Origin of the sequence: Halopseudomonas oceani (assembly GCF_963677335.1) — a bacterium.
Lineage (GTDB): Bacteria > Pseudomonadota > Gammaproteobacteria > Pseudomonadales > Pseudomonadaceae > Halopseudomonas > Halopseudomonas oceani.
Map to the genome: position 1 here is coordinate 2,788,246 of NZ_OY781932.1, position 15,390 is coordinate 2,803,635.

The 15,390-nt window shown below is 55.9% G+C and carries 19 protein-coding genes and 1 tRNA gene; 17 read left to right on the plus strand and 3 right to left on the minus strand.

Annotated elements, in window-relative coordinates:
* Positions 1 to 122: 122 nt before the first annotated feature.
* On the plus strand, positions 123 to 1,325 hold the full coding sequence (locus tag ACKPCU_RS13050) for an amino acid aminotransferase (RefSeq protein WP_104739523.1): 1,203 nt from the start codon (positions 123 to 125) through the stop codon (positions 1,323 to 1,325).
* A gap of 76 nt (positions 1,326 to 1,401) precedes the next feature.
* Positions 1,402 to 1,477 (plus strand) — tRNA-Asn (locus ACKPCU_RS13055).
* Between the two features lie 47 nt (positions 1,478 to 1,524).
* Here ACKPCU_RS13055 and ACKPCU_RS13060 read toward each other — a convergent pair.
* Together ACKPCU_RS13060 and ACKPCU_RS13065 are read right to left on the minus strand one after the other, a co-directional pair.
* Entirely contained in the window at positions 1,525 to 2,124 is a 600-nt protein-coding gene (locus tag ACKPCU_RS13060) for an FMN-dependent NADH-azoreductase (protein ID WP_321347293.1), read from the minus strand.
* A gap of 103 nt (positions 2,125 to 2,227) precedes the next feature.
* Positions 2,228 to 2,548: a 3-phosphoglycerate kinase gene (locus tag ACKPCU_RS13065; protein ID WP_104739525.1), complete on the minus strand. Its 321-nt coding sequence runs from the start codon at positions 2,546 to 2,548 to the stop codon at positions 2,228 to 2,230.
* A gap of 78 nt (positions 2,549 to 2,626) precedes the next feature.
* Between ACKPCU_RS13065 and ACKPCU_RS13070 the strand changes: the two genes are divergently transcribed.
* The 3 genes from ACKPCU_RS13070 to ACKPCU_RS13080 all read left to right on the plus strand — a co-directional run bounded on the left by ACKPCU_RS13070 (position 2,627) and on the right by ACKPCU_RS13080 (position 5,005).
* Positions 2,627 to 3,517: a LysR family transcriptional regulator gene (locus ACKPCU_RS13070; protein ID WP_321347296.1), complete on the plus strand. Its 891-nt coding sequence runs from the start codon at positions 2,627 to 2,629 to the stop codon at positions 3,515 to 3,517.
* A gap of 67 nt (positions 3,518 to 3,584) precedes the next feature.
* Positions 3,585 to 4,424 carry an alpha/beta fold hydrolase gene (locus tag ACKPCU_RS13075; RefSeq protein WP_321347298.1) on the plus strand — a complete coding sequence of 280 codons (840 nt, stop codon included), beginning with the start codon at positions 3,585 to 3,587 and terminating at the stop codon, positions 4,422 to 4,424.
* Between the two features lie 14 nt (positions 4,425 to 4,438).
* The gene (locus ACKPCU_RS13080; protein WP_104739527.1) at positions 4,439 to 5,005 is read left to right on the plus strand and encodes a peptidylprolyl isomerase; all 567 of its coding nucleotides are present in this window, start codon (positions 4,439 to 4,441) and stop codon (positions 5,003 to 5,005) included.
* Between the two features lie 5 nt (positions 5,006 to 5,010).
* Here the strand turns inward: ACKPCU_RS13080 and ACKPCU_RS13085 are convergent, their stop codons facing one another.
* Entirely contained in the window at positions 5,011 to 6,135 is a 1,125-nt protein-coding gene (locus ACKPCU_RS13085; RefSeq protein ID WP_321347301.1) for a GNAT family N-acetyltransferase, read from the minus strand.
* A gap of 132 nt (positions 6,136 to 6,267) precedes the next feature.
* Here ACKPCU_RS13085 and ada point away from each other — a divergent pair, with 132 nt between their 5' ends.
* The 12 genes from ada (at position 6,268) to ACKPCU_RS13145 (ending at position 15,264) form a co-directional block, all read left to right on the plus strand.
* Positions 6,268 to 7,335, plus strand: coding sequence for a bifunctional DNA-binding transcriptional regulator/O6-methylguanine-DNA methyltransferase Ada (gene ada, locus ACKPCU_RS13090; RefSeq protein WP_321347303.1), 1,068 nt, complete (start codon positions 6,268 to 6,270; stop codon positions 7,333 to 7,335).
* A complete protein-coding gene (locus ACKPCU_RS13095; protein ID WP_321347305.1) occupies positions 7,328 to 8,239 on the plus strand; it encodes a DNA-3-methyladenine glycosylase 2 in 912 nt (303 codons plus the stop codon). The genes ada and ACKPCU_RS13095 overlap by 8 nt, the downstream gene beginning before the upstream one ends.
* A 673-nt stretch (positions 8,240 to 8,912) precedes the next feature.
* On the plus strand, positions 8,913 to 9,974 hold the full coding sequence (locus tag ACKPCU_RS13100; protein ID WP_321347307.1) for a suppressor of fused domain protein: 1,062 nt from the start codon (positions 8,913 to 8,915) through the stop codon (positions 9,972 to 9,974).
* A gap of 91 nt (positions 9,975 to 10,065) precedes the next feature.
* Positions 10,066 to 10,500 carry a hypothetical protein gene (locus ACKPCU_RS13105; protein WP_104739532.1) on the plus strand — a complete coding sequence of 145 codons (435 nt, stop codon included), beginning with the start codon at positions 10,066 to 10,068 and terminating at the stop codon, positions 10,498 to 10,500.
* Positions 10,501 to 10,605: 105 nt separating this feature from the next.
* Complete coding sequence (locus tag ACKPCU_RS13110; protein ID WP_321347310.1) at positions 10,606 to 10,848, plus strand: hypothetical protein; 243 nt, start codon at positions 10,606 to 10,608, stop codon at positions 10,846 to 10,848.
* A gap of 87 nt (positions 10,849 to 10,935) precedes the next feature.
* On the plus strand, positions 10,936 to 11,337 hold the full coding sequence (locus ACKPCU_RS13115; protein WP_321347312.1) for a hypothetical protein: 402 nt from the start codon (positions 10,936 to 10,938) through the stop codon (positions 11,335 to 11,337).
* A 20-nt stretch (positions 11,338 to 11,357) separates the two neighbouring features.
* On the plus strand, positions 11,358 to 11,816 hold the full coding sequence (locus ACKPCU_RS13120; protein WP_321347314.1) for a DUF2251 domain-containing protein: 459 nt from the start codon (positions 11,358 to 11,360) through the stop codon (positions 11,814 to 11,816).
* A 102-nt stretch (positions 11,817 to 11,918) separates the two neighbouring features.
* Positions 11,919 to 12,278: a phosphopantetheine-binding protein gene (locus ACKPCU_RS13125; protein ID WP_321347316.1), complete on the plus strand. Its 360-nt coding sequence runs from the start codon at positions 11,919 to 11,921 to the stop codon at positions 12,276 to 12,278.
* A gap of 81 nt (positions 12,279 to 12,359) precedes the next feature.
* Positions 12,360 to 12,719: a hypothetical protein gene (locus ACKPCU_RS13130; RefSeq protein WP_321347318.1), complete on the plus strand. Its 360-nt coding sequence runs from the start codon at positions 12,360 to 12,362 to the stop codon at positions 12,717 to 12,719.
* A 68-nt stretch (positions 12,720 to 12,787) separates the two neighbouring features.
* Positions 12,788 to 13,114: a hypothetical protein gene (locus ACKPCU_RS13135; protein WP_321347320.1), complete on the plus strand. Its 327-nt coding sequence runs from the start codon at positions 12,788 to 12,790 to the stop codon at positions 13,112 to 13,114.
* A gap of 94 nt (positions 13,115 to 13,208) precedes the next feature.
* Positions 13,209 to 13,703 carry a hypothetical protein gene (locus ACKPCU_RS13140; RefSeq protein WP_321347321.1) on the plus strand — a complete coding sequence of 165 codons (495 nt, stop codon included), beginning with the start codon at positions 13,209 to 13,211 and terminating at the stop codon, positions 13,701 to 13,703.
* 655 nt (positions 13,704 to 14,358) lie between these two features.
* Positions 14,359 to 15,264 carry a YihY/virulence factor BrkB family protein gene (locus ACKPCU_RS13145; protein WP_321347322.1) on the plus strand — a complete coding sequence of 302 codons (906 nt, stop codon included), beginning with the start codon at positions 14,359 to 14,361 and terminating at the stop codon, positions 15,262 to 15,264.
* The last annotated feature ends 126 nt before the right edge of the window (positions 15,265 to 15,390 follow it).

The following is a 15,390-nucleotide window of genomic DNA, read 5'->3' on the forward strand; positions in this document are numbered from 1 at the left end:
ATGGCACTGAACCACCCCGTTGGCGGAGTGCAGCACCCCTTCCGCCACCTTAAATGGCAACAGTGCTATCCCCTGGCATAGCCCGACACCCTACATTCACCTGTATCGAGTTTGCCCATATCATGAGTGTGTTTTCCCCGGTAGAACTGGCCCCGCGTGATCCTATCCTTGGCTTGAACGAAGCGTTCAATGCCGATACCCGTGCGAACAAAGTCAATCTGGGTGTTGGGGTATACAGCAACGAAGCTGGCAAGGTGCCGCTGTTGCGCGCCGTTCAAGCCGCCGAAGAAGCCCGTGTTGCCGAACACGCCGCTCGCGCCTACCTGCCCATCGACGGTCTGGCGCCCTATGACCAGGCGGTTCAGAAACTGCTGTTCGGCGCCGATTCAGCCCTGCTGAGCTCTGGTCGCATCATCACCGCTCAGGCACTTGGTGGCACTGGCGCGCTGAAGCTGGGTGCCGACTTCCTGTACCGCCTGGCCAACAAGCGTACCGTTGCCATCAGCAACCCCAGCTGGGAAAACCACCGTGCGCTGTTTGAGGCCGCCGGTTACGATGTCGTTAACTACACCTACTTCGATCCGGCCACCAACGGCCTGAACCTGACCGGCATGCTGGCCGATCTGGAAGCCCTGCCCGAAGGCAGCGTGGTCATCCTGCACGCCTGCTGCCACAACCCGACCGGCGTCGACCTGAACCTGGCCGACTGGGCCAAGGTGATTGACGTCGTTGGTCGCCGCCAACTGGTGCCCTTCCTCGACATCGCCTATCAGGGCTTTGGCGAGAACCTGGAAGACGACGCCGTTGCCGTGCGTCTGTTCGCCGAATCCGGCCTGCCGTTTCTGGTTGCCAGCTCCTTCTCCAAGTCCTTCTCGCTGTACGGCGAGCGCGTTGGCGCCCTGACCATGGTCACCGCCGCCAAGGAAGAAACCGCCCCGGTGCTGTCGCAGCTCAAACGCGTCATCCGCACCAACTACTCCAACCCGCCGACCCACGGCGCCAAAGTCGTTGCTGCCGTTCTCACCAATCCTGAGCTCTACGCCCTGTGGGAAGAAGAACTGGCCGAAATGCGTGACCGCATCCGCGACATGCGCGCAGCCCTGGTACAGAAGCTTCAGGAAGCCGGCGTCGAACAGGACGTCAGCTTCATCCAGCGTCAGCGCGGCATGTTCTCCTTCTCGGGCCTGAGCAAGGAACAGGTCGCCCGCCTGGCAGACGAGTTCGGCATCTACGCCGTAGGCAGTGGTCGTATTTGCGTCGCCGCACTGAACAACAGCAACATCGATACCGTTGCCCAGGCAATGGCTGCGGTCATGAAGGCGTGAGTTTCACGCCTGATTGATCAATTGGTTTCAAGGCGTTGACTTTCATCATTTTTTTGGTAAAGTGCGCAGCGTCCATTCCGCGATAGCTCAGTCGGTAGAGCAAATGACTGTTAATCATTGGGTCCCTGGTTCGAGTCCAGGTCGCGGAGCCAAATTAAAAAACCCGGCTAATGCCGGGTTTTTTATTGCCTGTCATTTATCAGGCGATCGCAGCCAGCACTTCTTCCGCTTCGGCACGCCCCTTGGCAGCCTCTTCCGGGCCCAGAGCCTGACCCTCAACGTTGATGAACTCAACATCCTTGATACCAATGAACCCCAGCAGCTGGCGAACATAGGGCTCCTGAAAATCGATTGATGTACCAGCGTAGCGACCACCACGGGCGGTAACCACGTACACCTTGCGATCCTCGGTCAGTCCAACCGGGCCATTCTCGGTGTACTTGAAGGTGCGACCCGCGCGCAGCACGTGGTCAAACCAGCTCTTCAGTGTCGACGCAATGCCAAAGTTGTACATGGACGAACCGATGACGACGATGTCGCTTGCCAGCAATTCATCGATCAAGATGTCGGAGCGGGCAGCCGCGTCCTTCTCTGCATCCGTCTGCTCGTCAGTCGGCTTCATCCAGCCGCCCAGCAAGCTGCTGTCGAGGTGCGGCACAGGCTCGGCACCAAGGTCACGGGTAACCACCCAGGAACCGGGGTTGGCAGCTTGAATCTGGTTTACCAGTTGGGCGGTGTACTCTCGGGTCAGCGAGCCATCCTGACGAGCACTGGACTGCACTACGAGGATCTTTTTCATGATTCATCTCCATCTTTCGGTAAAGGATGGAGCCATGATAGAACCAATAAAAAGATAAAAAAGCGCAAAAATACGCTAATACCAATCGAACAAATTGATATATTTAGATCGCGCTGCAGTTAACCGTCACCCGCACCTGGGTAATGGCACGCAGAAAAGACTGACTGACCACCGTGCGCTCACCTGCGGCCAGGCGCACTCGGCGCGGAGCCGGTCGCTCCGGTCCATTGATGAAGGTTGCCTCGCACAGCGCCGCGTTAGAACCTGCGTTGCGCAGCGTTACTGTCGCAATATTGCTGATATCCGTCGTCTGGGTTTCGATGGTGACGCCATCGAGATGCGCTTCCAGATTAATCGGAAAGGCCTGTGAGACAGCAGGCAACAGCAGGCAGGCCAGCGCACTGGCGGAAGCGAGAATACGCATCGAATGCTCCTTGCAGCAAACAGAATTACGACGCAGGTCAAGGTCGTGCAGACCAACGATACGGCAGAGGATGGCAAGATGAAAGCACCACGTGTAACCCTCGAGCAATGGCGCACCTTGCAGGCGGTGATTGATCACGGCGGATTTGCCCAGGCCGCCGAGGCGCTGCATCGGTCGCAGTCTTCAGTCAGCTACACCGTAGCGCGTATGCAGGAGCAGCTGGGTGTTCCGCTGCTCGAGATCGAAGGTCGCAAGGCGGTACTGACCGACGCCGGAGCCGTCCTGCTAAGACGCTCGCGGCAGCTGCTCTCGCAAGCCTCGCAACTAGAGATGCTGGCCACCGAGATGGAGCTGGGCTGGGAGCCTGAAGTACACCTTGTGGTAGACGCCGCTTACCCGACCGAGCGCCTGGCCAGCGCCCTGCGCGCCTTCATGCCGCAAAGCCGCGGCTGCCGGGTCCAGCTGCGCGAGGAAGTGCTCTCCGGAGTGGAAGATCGCCTGCTCGATGGCTCTGCCGACCTGGCCGTCTCCGGCCTGAGCATCGCCGGGTTTCTGCCACAGCAACTCAATTCGGTCGACTTCATCGCCGTTGCCCACCCAGAGCACCCACTTCACCAACTACAACGCAACCTGACCCATGACGACCTGCAAAATCACCTGCAGATCGTTATTCGCGACTCGGGCCAGCACAAACCGCGCGACTCGGGGTGGCTTGGCGCAGAGCAGCGCTGGACCGTCGCCAGCCTGGGCACCGCTGCGCGCATGATTGCCAGCGGCCTGGGGTTTGCCTGGTTACCCTGCCACGAAATTCGCCACCTGATCACTGAAGGCCGCCTCAAACCGCTACCGCTGGAAAAAGGCGCCAACCGTTCTGTGCCGCTGTTTCTGTACGCCAATAAGGATCGTCCGGTTGGTCCGGCGACCCGAATTCTGGCCGACCTGATCATTGAACATTCAATGACAGAGTGACTCAGGGCTTCAATTGCCGAGAAGTCCGTGCATAGAATGCTGTCTTTATTCGCCAGGGACGCCGTCCATGCCGCAGATCAGACTGAATGACTGTCAGTTCCATTACACCGACCAGGGCGAAGGCCCACCGTTGTTATTACTGCACGGTCTGGGCTCCAGCGAACAGGACTGGGAGTATCAGATTCCCGCGCTGACCGCGCACTATCGCGTCCTCTGTCTCGACATGCGCGGCCACGGCGGCACCGACAAGAGCGGCAAGGGCTACTCTATTGCCCTGTTCGCCAAAGACTGTCTGGCGTTCATCAAGGCCATGGGCTTGCAAAAGCCGCACATTGTCGGCCTTTCCATGGGCGGCATGATCGCCTTCCAGCTGGCCACCGATGCACCTGACGTACCCGCCAGTCTGACCATCGTCAACAGTGCGCCCGAAGTCATTCCACGCCGCGCTGCCGAGTACTGGATGGCTGGCAAGCGCCTGTTCTTCGCCCACATCCTGCCAATGCCAACCATTGCCAAGGGACTGGCGCGCCTGCTGTTTCCCAAGCCCGAGCAACAGCAGCACCGCGATACCTTCATCGAGCGCTGGTGCGCCAACGACCGCAAGAGCTACCTGGCCTCCTTGCGCGCCATCGTCGGCTGGGGCGTCAGCAATCAGCTGGATCGCATCAGTTGTCCGGTGCTGGTTGTCAGCGCGGACCGCGACTACACCCCGGTGGAACTGAAACGCGAATACGTCAGTCGCATGGGCGACGCGCGACTTGAGGTCATCGAAGATTCCCGGCACGCTACGCCAGTCGACCAGCCCGAAGCCTTTAACGAGGTGTTGCTGGGTTTTCTCGCCCAGGTCGACAGCAACCGTGCCATACCAACAACAGAGCCTGCCGAAGCAGGACTATCTACCCACTGACCACGGAGTCAACCATGCTGAAACACCTGATTGGTGCCGCCACCCTCCTTCTGCTCAGCACTGCCGCGCTGGCCGACAACCCCCGAGTACAGCTGAGCACCAACCTGGGTGACATCGTCATCGAGCTGAACGAAGAGCAGGCACCCATCAGCGCCGCCAACTTCCTGCGCTACGTTGAGGCAGGCCACTACGACGGCGTTATCTTCCACCGCGTCATTCCCGGCTTCATGATTCAGACCGGCGGCTTCGACAGCAACATGCGTCAACGTGAAACCGGCAACCCGATCAAGAACGAAGCCGACAACGGCCTGCGCAACCTGCGCTATACCATCGCCATGGCGCGCACCGGCGTGGTTGACAGCGCCACCAGCCAGTTCTTCATCAACCTGGACAACAACGACTTCCTCGATCACGGCTCCCGCGATTTTGGCTACGCGGTCTTCGGCAAGGTCGTCAGCGGTGAGAATGTTGTCGAAACCATCGGCAAGGTGCAGACCACCAGCCGCGGCGGCCACCAGAACGTGCCGGTCAACCCGGTCACCATCATCAGCGCCAAGCGCCTGGAAGACAGCGCCGAGTAAACCCGCTACTCAGCTGCCTGCCGGAATGGCAGGTAGCTGAGCGCCTCCTGCTGATAGGCTTTTACTCCCGCCCGCTCGCGCAGCAGAAAATCCGCTACTGCCCCGTGCAAGCCCGGCTGCAGCTTGTGCCATGACTGGGTCAACACCGGTTCAAAGCCGCGCACCAGCTTGTGCTCACCCTGCGCCCCCGCATCAAACCGCTTTAACCCCTCAGCAATGCAACGTTCCATACCCTGATAAAAACAGGTCTCAAAGTGCAGGCGGTCAAACTCCTCAAGGCAGCCCCAGTAGCGGCCATACAAGGTGTCGCCACCCACGAGAAACAGCGCGCCGGCAACTGGCCGCTCATCCTGCATGGCAAACAACAGGCGGACGTTAGCCTGGCAGTACCGGTTCAACAGGGTAAAAAACTCAGGCGGCAGATAGGGCTCCTGTCCGCGCTTGTAATAGGTCGCCGCGTAAAACGGGTAGAACTGCCGCCAGGCCGCCTCATCCAGCTGATCGCTGGTCAGCCAACGGAACTCGATGCCCTGATCGCGAATCGCCTGCCGCTCCTTGCGAAAGTTCTTGCGCTTGCGAGAGTTGCAGGCGGCCAGAAAGTCATCGAAGCACTGGTAGTCGCGGTTGTACCAGTGAAACTGGCAACCCAGGCGCTGCAGCCAACCATGCTCCTGCAACAAGTCATTCTCTGCGCCAAGGTTGAACAGCAGGTGCAGGCTGGACACCTCACCGGCCTGCAACTCGGCATCCAGCCCGCCAAGCAGCGCGCCAGCCGCCGCCGGGTCCCGTGCGATCAAACGCGGCCCCTGCACCGGTGAAAACGGCGCCGCACTGAGGTATTTCGGATAATAGCGCTGCCCTGCCCGCTCCCAGGCCTCAGCCCACTGCCAGTCGAATACGTACTCGCCCCAGGAATGGCTTTTGCGATACAGCGGCATCAATGCCAGCAGATCACCATTCTGCTCGACCACCCGGTGTGCAGGCTCCCAGCCAGAGGCCGCGCATACCGCTCCGCTTTCTTCCAGTGCGCGCAGAAAGCCGTGGCACAGAAACGGGTAGTCCGCCGCGAGCAGAGCGTCCCAGCTGGCGGCATCAACATCATTGATCGAACTTAAGCGTTTCGGCACCATGGAGCAAAACCCATCCGGCAAATGACACAGCAGCCGATGATGACCGGCTGCCGATTCAGTAGCAAGATACCGGATGCAGCCCCAATCTGCCGCAGGCAACATCGATAGCAGACACCTCGGCGAGACACGGCAATGACCCAGACAACTCCTGAGCACCTGAACCGGCAGCGTTGGCAGCAGATCCTGGCGCGTGACGCCGCTGCGGACGGCACCTTCATTTATGCCGTCATCACCACAGGCGTGTATTGCCGCCCAAGCTGTCCGTCCCGTCACGCACGCGCCGAAAACCTGCGTTTCTTCGACAACACCAGCGAGGCCCGTGCAGCGGGCTTTCGCCCCTGCCTGCGCTGCAAACCGGATGATGACCCGCATGCCGAACGGCAGGCGCGCATTACCCGCCTCTGCCGCCTGATTGAGCAGGCCGAGCAGGCGCCAACCTTGCAGCAACTGGCCGAAGCAGCCGGGCTCAGCCGCTGGCACCTGCAACGCGAGTTCCGCAGAGAGACCGGCTTAACCCCCAAAGAGTACGCCCGCGCCGTGCGGCAAAAACGTCTGCAGCAACAGCTTGCCGACGCCCCGACAGCAACAGACGCCGCTTTCGCCGCGGGGTTTGGCTCGACCAGCCACTTCTACGCTGAAGCCCCCGGTGAACTCGGCATGCCTGCGGCGGATTATCGTCAGGGCGGCTGCAAGCAGCAGATCGGTTTTGCCATCGGCCCCTGCCCGCTCGGCCGCGTGCTGGTCGCCCGCAGCGCACAGGGCATCTGCTCCATCCTGCTAGGCGATGATGACACCCTGCTGGAAGCCGATCTGCGGGCACGCTTTCCGAAAGCCCAGTGCACGCCCGATACGGGCCTTGGCGACCAGCTTAGTGCCGTGGTCGCGCTGATCGAGTCACCACATCAGGCGCAGCAGCTACCGCTGGACATTCGCGGCACCGCCTTTCAACGGCGCGTCTGGCAGGCGCTGCAAGCCATCCCGCCCGGCCAGACCCAAAGCTACTCCGAGCTGGCCGAGGCCATGGGCTCGCCCAGCGCCGCACGGGCGGTAGCCGGCGCCTGCGCTGCCAACCCGCTGGCTATCGTCGTGCCCTGCCACCGTATTGTCCGCAGCGACGGTAGTCTGTCTGGTTATCGCTGGGGCGTAGAACGCAAGCGCGCGCTCCTGCAACGTGAGGCACAGAGACCAAAGGATGACTGAAGCCGGCACCACACTGCGCCTCACCCTACCCGCAGACTATCGTCATACCGATGTGCTGCGTTTCTACGCCCGTGACCGCGAACAGGTGTCAGAACGCACAACAGGCCAGCGCATCGAAAAGGCCCTGGACTGGCAAGGTCACCCCACCCTGCTGCAACTGGATTTCAGCGAACCCGGCAGCGTGCTGGCCCAACTGTCGATTGCAGAACCTGACACCACTGCGCTCCTGCATTACCTGCGCAACCTGCTAGGCCTCAATCAGGATATCGACGGCCTGCGCATTGCCCACGGCGCGCACCCCGAGATCGCCCGGCTACTCAAGCAAACACCCGGCCTGCGCATGCCGCAAAGCGCCAGCCCGTTTGAAGCCGCCTGCTGGGCGGTCATCGGCCAGATGATCAGCGTCGAAGCCGCCATATCCGTACGCCGCCGCGTCATTCGCGCACTGGGTACGCCACTGGCCAACGGCATGCATTGCCATCCCCGACCCAGCGCGCTGCTGGGCGCATCACCAGACGAGCTGCGCAGCTGCGGCCTGTCCGCCAGCAAAGCCGCCACCCTGATACGTTTGGCCGAGGCAGTAGAAAGCAACCAGCTGCCATTGGATACCTGGGCCGCCACCACCCCGTCCCCCGCCGCAGCCATTGCCGAAGGCCTCGCCAGCATCAAAGGCATCGGCCCCTGGACCCAGAGCTATATCCTGCTGCGCGGCTACGGCGTACTCGACGGCTCCATGCACGGCGACGTCGTCGTGCGCAAACGCCTCGGCGCACTGCTCAACCTGCCCGAAGCACCGGACCAAGCCTTTACCCAACAATGGCTCGCCCAGTTCGGCTCCTGGAAAGCCCTGGTCGCCGCCCACCTCTGGGCCATGCCAACCGATGCCCAAGCCAAAGACTACTAAGCCGCTAACCAGTAGCGCCCGGCCAGCAAAATGGTGTATTGATTAGGCAAAACCATGCCAGGAACGGCAGTTACTCAAGCGCACCCCGGCTCTACCGCACCGAAGGGTAGTAACGTATTTATATAATCTCGCCATCGCGCGAATACGCTCGAACCACCAAGGAAGGTGATAACCGCATGATTTCATTCAAGAAAGCCCCAAACATAAGCGACCGACGCGCCGAGTTATCTCGAACGCGCGGTTATGCATTAGTGCTGCGTGCGGTCTAATCACTGTTATGTGTTCTAAGCGAGTATGGATACGATCTACGTAAAGCTACTGGATGAAGGCACCCTTGTGTGGCGGCCAGTAAATGCTTCAAAGAATAGTAATGGGACATACACAATCGCTGATTCTGAAGACGTGCCAGATGAAGAAATCTGGGAGTTTTCTCCAGGGCAAAGCGTCACATGTCAGCATCAGACTTTCTCAGATGGGGAAACCAAGCTTGTTGCCTACAAAGCGGTCTCGCGCCAAAACACATAACAAGCTAATGAACTTCGCGCGCAAAAGGCGCGCGCCGGACAGCCTACGCTGCGCTTCGGCTGCCGGTTATTAGGGCGTTAGGCATCATCATCAACGGCCTGCCAGGTTGCCGACGGCCAAAAAGACACATCGATTCATGGGGGAACGGATGGAACTAGATGACCTTCAGTCGCCAGGCTGGGAAGCCATCGATAAGGCGTTAGCTCCTCGCTACGCAGGTCAGGAGCCTAAGCACTATGGCACGCTCATCAGCTACGAGCTTGGCGGTCCCGACCCGATCAGGGGGATAAGCGCCTACAAGCGTCTCGACCCGGTGCCACACTGGCACTTCATAACCTACGGCTTTAGCGAACTCTACGAGAAGCAGTCCGAGAACAAAGACGTTAGTGGCTGGGGGTTCGAGCTCACGATGCGGCTCAAGACGGACGCAGCGGCCGAGGAGCCGCCGGGCTGGACTCTCAGTTTCCTTCAAAACCTTGCGCGATACGTCTTCAACACCGGTAACGTCTTCGCCAACGGGGACTACCTGAACTCCAACGGTCCGATTGCTTCGGAATCGGAGACGCTTATTCGCTCAGTTGTCTTCACTCATGATCCAGAGCTGCCCCCCATCGAAACGCCGAACGGGCATGTCGAGTTCTTGCAGGTCGTTGGGATCACGGAAGATGAAGAGCTCGCGGTGAAGCAGTGGAAAACTTTGAAGGTGCTGGAAGTATTCAAGGAGCATTTGCCACTCCTGCTGACCGATCTGGAGCGCGGCTCGCTTCTGGAAAAGAAAGATGTACAGGAGAAGCTTGCTGCCGGCGCCGCCGCAGAGGGCTCGAACACTGGCTACGTCTTTGTTGATCAGCTTGCCTGGAGAGAGAATAAGCGCCTACTGAGGAAGCCTGAAATGCAGATCTCCCTTGGAGCGCGCCAAGTCAAGGAGATTCTCGGCTTGCTTCCGTACCGATTGCCGTTCGGCAAGGAGTTTTCCCTCATTGGGGGCGAGTGCAAGGTCGTGTTCGCTTCTGGAGCTAATAACAAGTACTCGATCGACGGTAATACGCTTCGGCTTGAAATTCAGACGAACGTTCTAGACGAACTCCAGTCGGTGCTTAAGCAACGCGAGGGAATCTACGGCTTGCGGGCCTTCAATGGAATAGTGCTGCACGTCAAGAAAACACACATTAAGGACCACAGCGGCACAGTGGTCGAGACGATCGGATAGTTTGAGAAAAGATGAGGCCTAACAAAGCCATGGAGCGCGACGGCTGCTTTGCAGCCGCGGCTCATGGCTGACGTTATGTGTCCATAGAGAAATGAGCACTTTTGAGATAGCAAGAGAAACTTTTGAGCGGATAAAGGCGGCACACCCTCATCTCGAAATGGAGATTGAGACAAGCCCTCAGTATGTGGAACTAGCGATGAACATCAAAAAGCAAAATGGTCTAGATTTTGATGTTTATCTAAACCTCCAAAATGACGATGAGCTTCATTTGCAGTTTGAGTCTTTCTGGGGCGAGTGGTTTCCTTGTACTGAATCAACCCGAATTTCAGAGTACGAAACAGCAGTAAATGGCGTCCTTTCTGGAGTTTATCGCGTCAAAGTGATTAGTAGGCGCGGTTCACCAGTAAAAGCACTGCTTCAGGCTCCGTCAGCAGATGAGTGGTCCACAGTTTTCACTTGGGGCAAGCTGCATTTTCCGCTCGGCACAAAGGCTATTAGCTATGTTCAAAATCAAAAAAACACATAACAAACAAAGGCAGCATCGCCCTGCGGGCTGGACGCGCTAACGCGCGCCGCTGCTTTGGGCGTTATGCATATATCTGATCGGGAACAGTAAGCAGGGAAAGCAAAAATGAATATCAATCTGACTCAATATGGCCACTTAATACTGCTTTTTATCGCGGGCTGGGTTTCCAGTGTTACATATTTTTCAAACCAGTTAGCCCAAAGAAAATCAAAGTACCCCAAAGCGTTGTCAATTATTGGGTTTGTAGTTTCTTTCATTCCACCAGTCGCTTTAGTTTACTTGCTAACCCTTTATCTACTGAAAGACATTCCTCGTAACTCAGAAGTGGGTGCTAGCAGCAATGCATAACAAGGCCAGGCACGGCGACGTATTTTCCGTTGCGGCTTTGCCTTCACTACAAAATCGCGCGTGCTGGCGGCGTTATACGGACAAAATATGGACAGATTCTCTCTGATAGCGCCGCTGATTGCAGGTGCTTCAATTTTTTTAGCCACCATTATTGCCTCGCGTGGTTTCAAAAGTAGGACTCAGGCAAATGCGGATGAGGGAAGAAAAACACGGGGGCATGTGTCTATTAATGGTCATGATCATCACGTTACATTAATAGTCAATGAGCGGCAGCTAGCAATCAGATCATTCTTACCCAGTTTTTCCATTATTCTTAACCTAGACGATTTGAAACTATCTAAAGTAAGAGCATTTATTGGAACCAGTATCCAGATCCAGGCGCCAGGCTGTAATTCAGATTCGGGGTTTAGTGAGATGATTATCTCTCATTCATTAGCTAGAAAACTGGAAAAACTATCTAATGGAAAATTTGACTATAGATCCATATAATTTCAACGTTAAGCGCAAGCATGAACATCAAGCATCTACTAATCATTTTCACGCTTTCATGGAACCCTTCTACTATGGCAGATGAGGCAATGATATATGCCGAAACCAAATTCACTGTCGGCACTGAGACCGTTCTAGAAAGCGGGTCGCCAAGGAATAGCTTTATGGTTGTATTCGAAGATGATGGGGACACAGGTTATTTATATGGTTTAGACATAAGCCGAGAAGGGAATCCAATACTCGACGCCCTCCATATTTACAACGTCACAAACGTGACAGATAAGCATTTGCCGTCGGAAGTGCAAATAGTATGGTCGGGTGATGGCAATAAAGCGCTTTTATTGATAAACGATTATCCACACGCCGCTTTCGACTTCGAAGCTAAAAGAGGATATTGCCGTACGAACTTTCCACCGCCTGATAAAAACTGGACAAAATATAGCCATGAATGGAGCGATGATGTTCTGTCACTATTCTGAGTCAGCGCTTAACAGTCGCAGTGGTGGCGACGGCTTTCCCATTGCGGCTCCGCCTTCATTCCAAAGCCGCGCGTGCTGCGTACGTTATGCATGGGAGGTAAAATGAAGTCACCTTACAAAACAATAAGTTTAGCGACATTTCTGTTTTCCACACTCCCTGCTTATTCAGCACAAAATTCGTGCTCTACGGCAGAGACCTCTGTACTGAACGCAACATCCAGCATTATTGGAATACCAGCAAAAGACTTGGCCATTAAATCCGCATTTTCAGAGCAGGCCATCGCAGGTGATGCATTGGATATTGTCGAAATAATAATGACAATTGAGGAGGATTTAAATATTGAGATTCCAGATCATCTTATAGAGCAAAAAACAAACTCATCTGACGTTACAGATTTGCCGCACAATCTCACCATCGAGATGTTGCAAGAGATTGTAACGTCGGAGTGCTCCAACACATAATAAAAATTGGTTTAAGTCGTTCGCAGGGACGGGATAACGCCCGCTCAACCAGACGGTAGACAACAAATATAAGGAAGTAGAATGCAAACTGATTCCGAAATTTTAAACCCGGGTCTTTATAGACTACATAGACTATTCTTTATCGCATTCACAAGCTTTGCTGTAATCATGGCTTTAATAGGTATTCGTCTTGCTTTCGGTGATGGCGAAGACGCAGCCATCGGCGTCGTTGGCATCGGATTACTTCCGTTTTCAGCATTGCACTGGTACGCGGCTAAAGGCGCTAAAAACGGGGCAAAATCCGGGAAAATCATTTCGAGAGTTATCGGTACATTTTGGCTGTTCGGTATCCCGATAGGGACCATATTGGGTATCTACGTTTGGTACAAAACCGCTGATAGCTGGAAACCTAGCGAAAGCCAAAACAATGACCCCGCCTAACAGTTCATCAAAGCCGCCGCCGCTTCACGACACGACTTAACAAAGGCTTTAAAGTTCAAGGAGAGAGCATGGACGCATCAATACGAAAAAATGGGTTTAAGAAGCTTGCCCTGGGAACCGCAGCTTTGGTCGCTGTGTTTTGGTTTGTTTTGTGGTTGCAACGCCAAGGCTACTCACCGAATTCATTCGCGCTAATTGCGTTAGGCACTCCTGTTGCTATTGGACTTGTGGGCTTGCTCGAAATAACAGTAAACCGTCCATTCTCAGAGATGGAAGAATGGTGGAATAACCTCAAAGGTTGGCAGCGTGGAGTGCTTGGGCTGTTAGTCGTTATTGTTGCATTCGTCTTGCTTGCTTGCGGAATGGCAACAGCCGGCATCTTAGGCCTAATTTAACAAGACCATCAAATTTGTCACGGGCCTTCGGCCATCCACCAGACGCCCTTGTCAGGGCGCTGGTTAGCTTCGCGTCATACGGCAAGGAGAAATCGTGGCCATATCTGAACCAGCAAGTCTTCTCGCCGGTTTTGTTCTTGCGCACTCAGCATGGAGTGTTTCAGATCTACCGCAAGGTGATCTACTCGTTCCTTTGGCTATTGTAGAAATTGGAGAGGAGCGAAAGCTGGCCCGTTTCGAAGCTAAAACACAGGAGCAAGCAATTGCGCAAGGCAAAGAGTTTGTTGTCCAGCAACAATCGTCCGCATCTGCATGGGCCTTGGCATGGGAAGATCAGATGAACACGAGCACTGGAAAAGTTGATGTGCTCGTTGTAGATGCCTGGGCCACGGGCATGGCTGAGCCTATTACATATATTCAGCCCTTCCAGCCATATGCATCTGGCTCATTCAAGCTGCTGGGACCAGCTGTGCCTGTCGTGGCGGGCTCAATGTTAAGCCCTGAGGCGTCGGAGCCATATCTAACAGTCCTTTACCGTGGAGTTTCTTCACATAGCAAAGCGACTAATCTGTGGAGCTCATGGCAATAGCCGTAAAATACTGGCGTTATTTGAGGTTCTAAATGCGAACGCTACTTTCCCTTTATGTATATGTCAGTCTATTGGCATTATCTACCCAGTGCACAGCGGAAAACAGATACAGAGTTTATTTCCTTACAGAAAAGATCAATGACCATATATTCATAGGCATTAGCGACGAGTTTCAAAAATCGCTTGGCGAGCTCCTGATTGATAACGAGCACGCATACGATTTTGGGGTTTTTACTATCCTGAATACCGATGATATTGATCTTAAGGTCCGCGTTTACAGTTCAGAACAACGTAGAGTGCTGCGTGTACCTCAATATACACCTAATCAGACTTGTACAATTTCTGACTGCCAAGGCTTTCAATTTGTAAAAACTGAATCGCCACCTACTTCTACAAGTGACCCAAATGACCTTTGTAGGTTGCACGTAACATCCTGCGGCCGAGGCCCGGCTATAAGATGATCACATAAATATGCGTTCAACTACCGGGGACGGAACCTATATGTCCTAGCAGCGCTGCGCAAAGTCGGCTTTCTAGCGCCCTTGCCACTGGCCCCACCCTGCCGCACATGTCTACAATGCCCGTGACCCATACAACAACAGCGACATAAGGCTTTCTCGACAATGGCTTTCATTACCCACGGCAGTGGCGCCCTATGATCAAGCACTGGTTCGGTATTTTCCGCGCAGCGGTGCAGAACTGGCTTGATAGCCAGGCCTTTATTTATGCCGCTGCTCTGGCGTTCTTCACGGTGTTTTCCATCGCGCCGGTGCTGGTTGTGGTAGTGGCGCTGGTGGGGTTCGTGTTGGGGGAAAGCGCGGTGGAGGGTCAGCTGTTTGCGCAGCTTGAGGGCACCATCGGGCCTGAGGCCGCGGGTGTTATCCAGACGGCGGTGGCCAATTCGCAGATAGATCAGAGCGGCATATGGCCGGCGTTGATCGGTATTCTGGCCACCATCGTTGGGGCAACTACGGTGTTCGGCAAAATGCAGCAGTCGCTGAACCAGATCTGGGGCGTGGCGCCGCGGCCGTCGCGTAACAACATCTGGCTATTGATCAAAAGCCGGCTGCTGTCGCTGACCCTGATTCTGGCGATCGGTTTTATTTTGCTGGTGTCGCTAACGCTATCTGTCGCTTTCAGCGCGGTGATGGCCTTTGCCGACAGCTGGCTGCCCGTTCCAGCACCGGCCATGGTGGTGATGGAGTTTTGCCTCTCACTGGCGCTGACTACCCTGCTGTTTGCATCGATGTTCAAGATCCTGCCCGATGTCCTGCTGTCGTGGCGCGATGTGCTGGTGGGCGCCTTCATCACCGCGATACTGTTCGCTGCTGGCCGCTCCCTGATTGCCCTGTACCTGGCCTACTCGGCGACAGCGTCGGCTTATGGCGCTGCTGGCTCGCTGGCGTTGTTGCTGTTGTGGGTGAACTATTCCTCGATGATCCTGTTGTTTGGTGCCGCCTTTACCCGCGCGCATCTGGAGGGCCGGGGCAAACAGGTGCGGCCCAAACGCACCGCGGTGCGCGTGCAGCGTGAACTGATTGCCAAGGCGCCACAGGACTGACACGCCCTCCTCAGCAGCACAGGATTGCCCTTGGTGCTTGGCGGCACGCCATTTAGCAACCCATAGCGACCGAATCACGCCGGCTTATGCAGCCGGCGCAATCCCCTAACCTGCTCTCAACTCCCG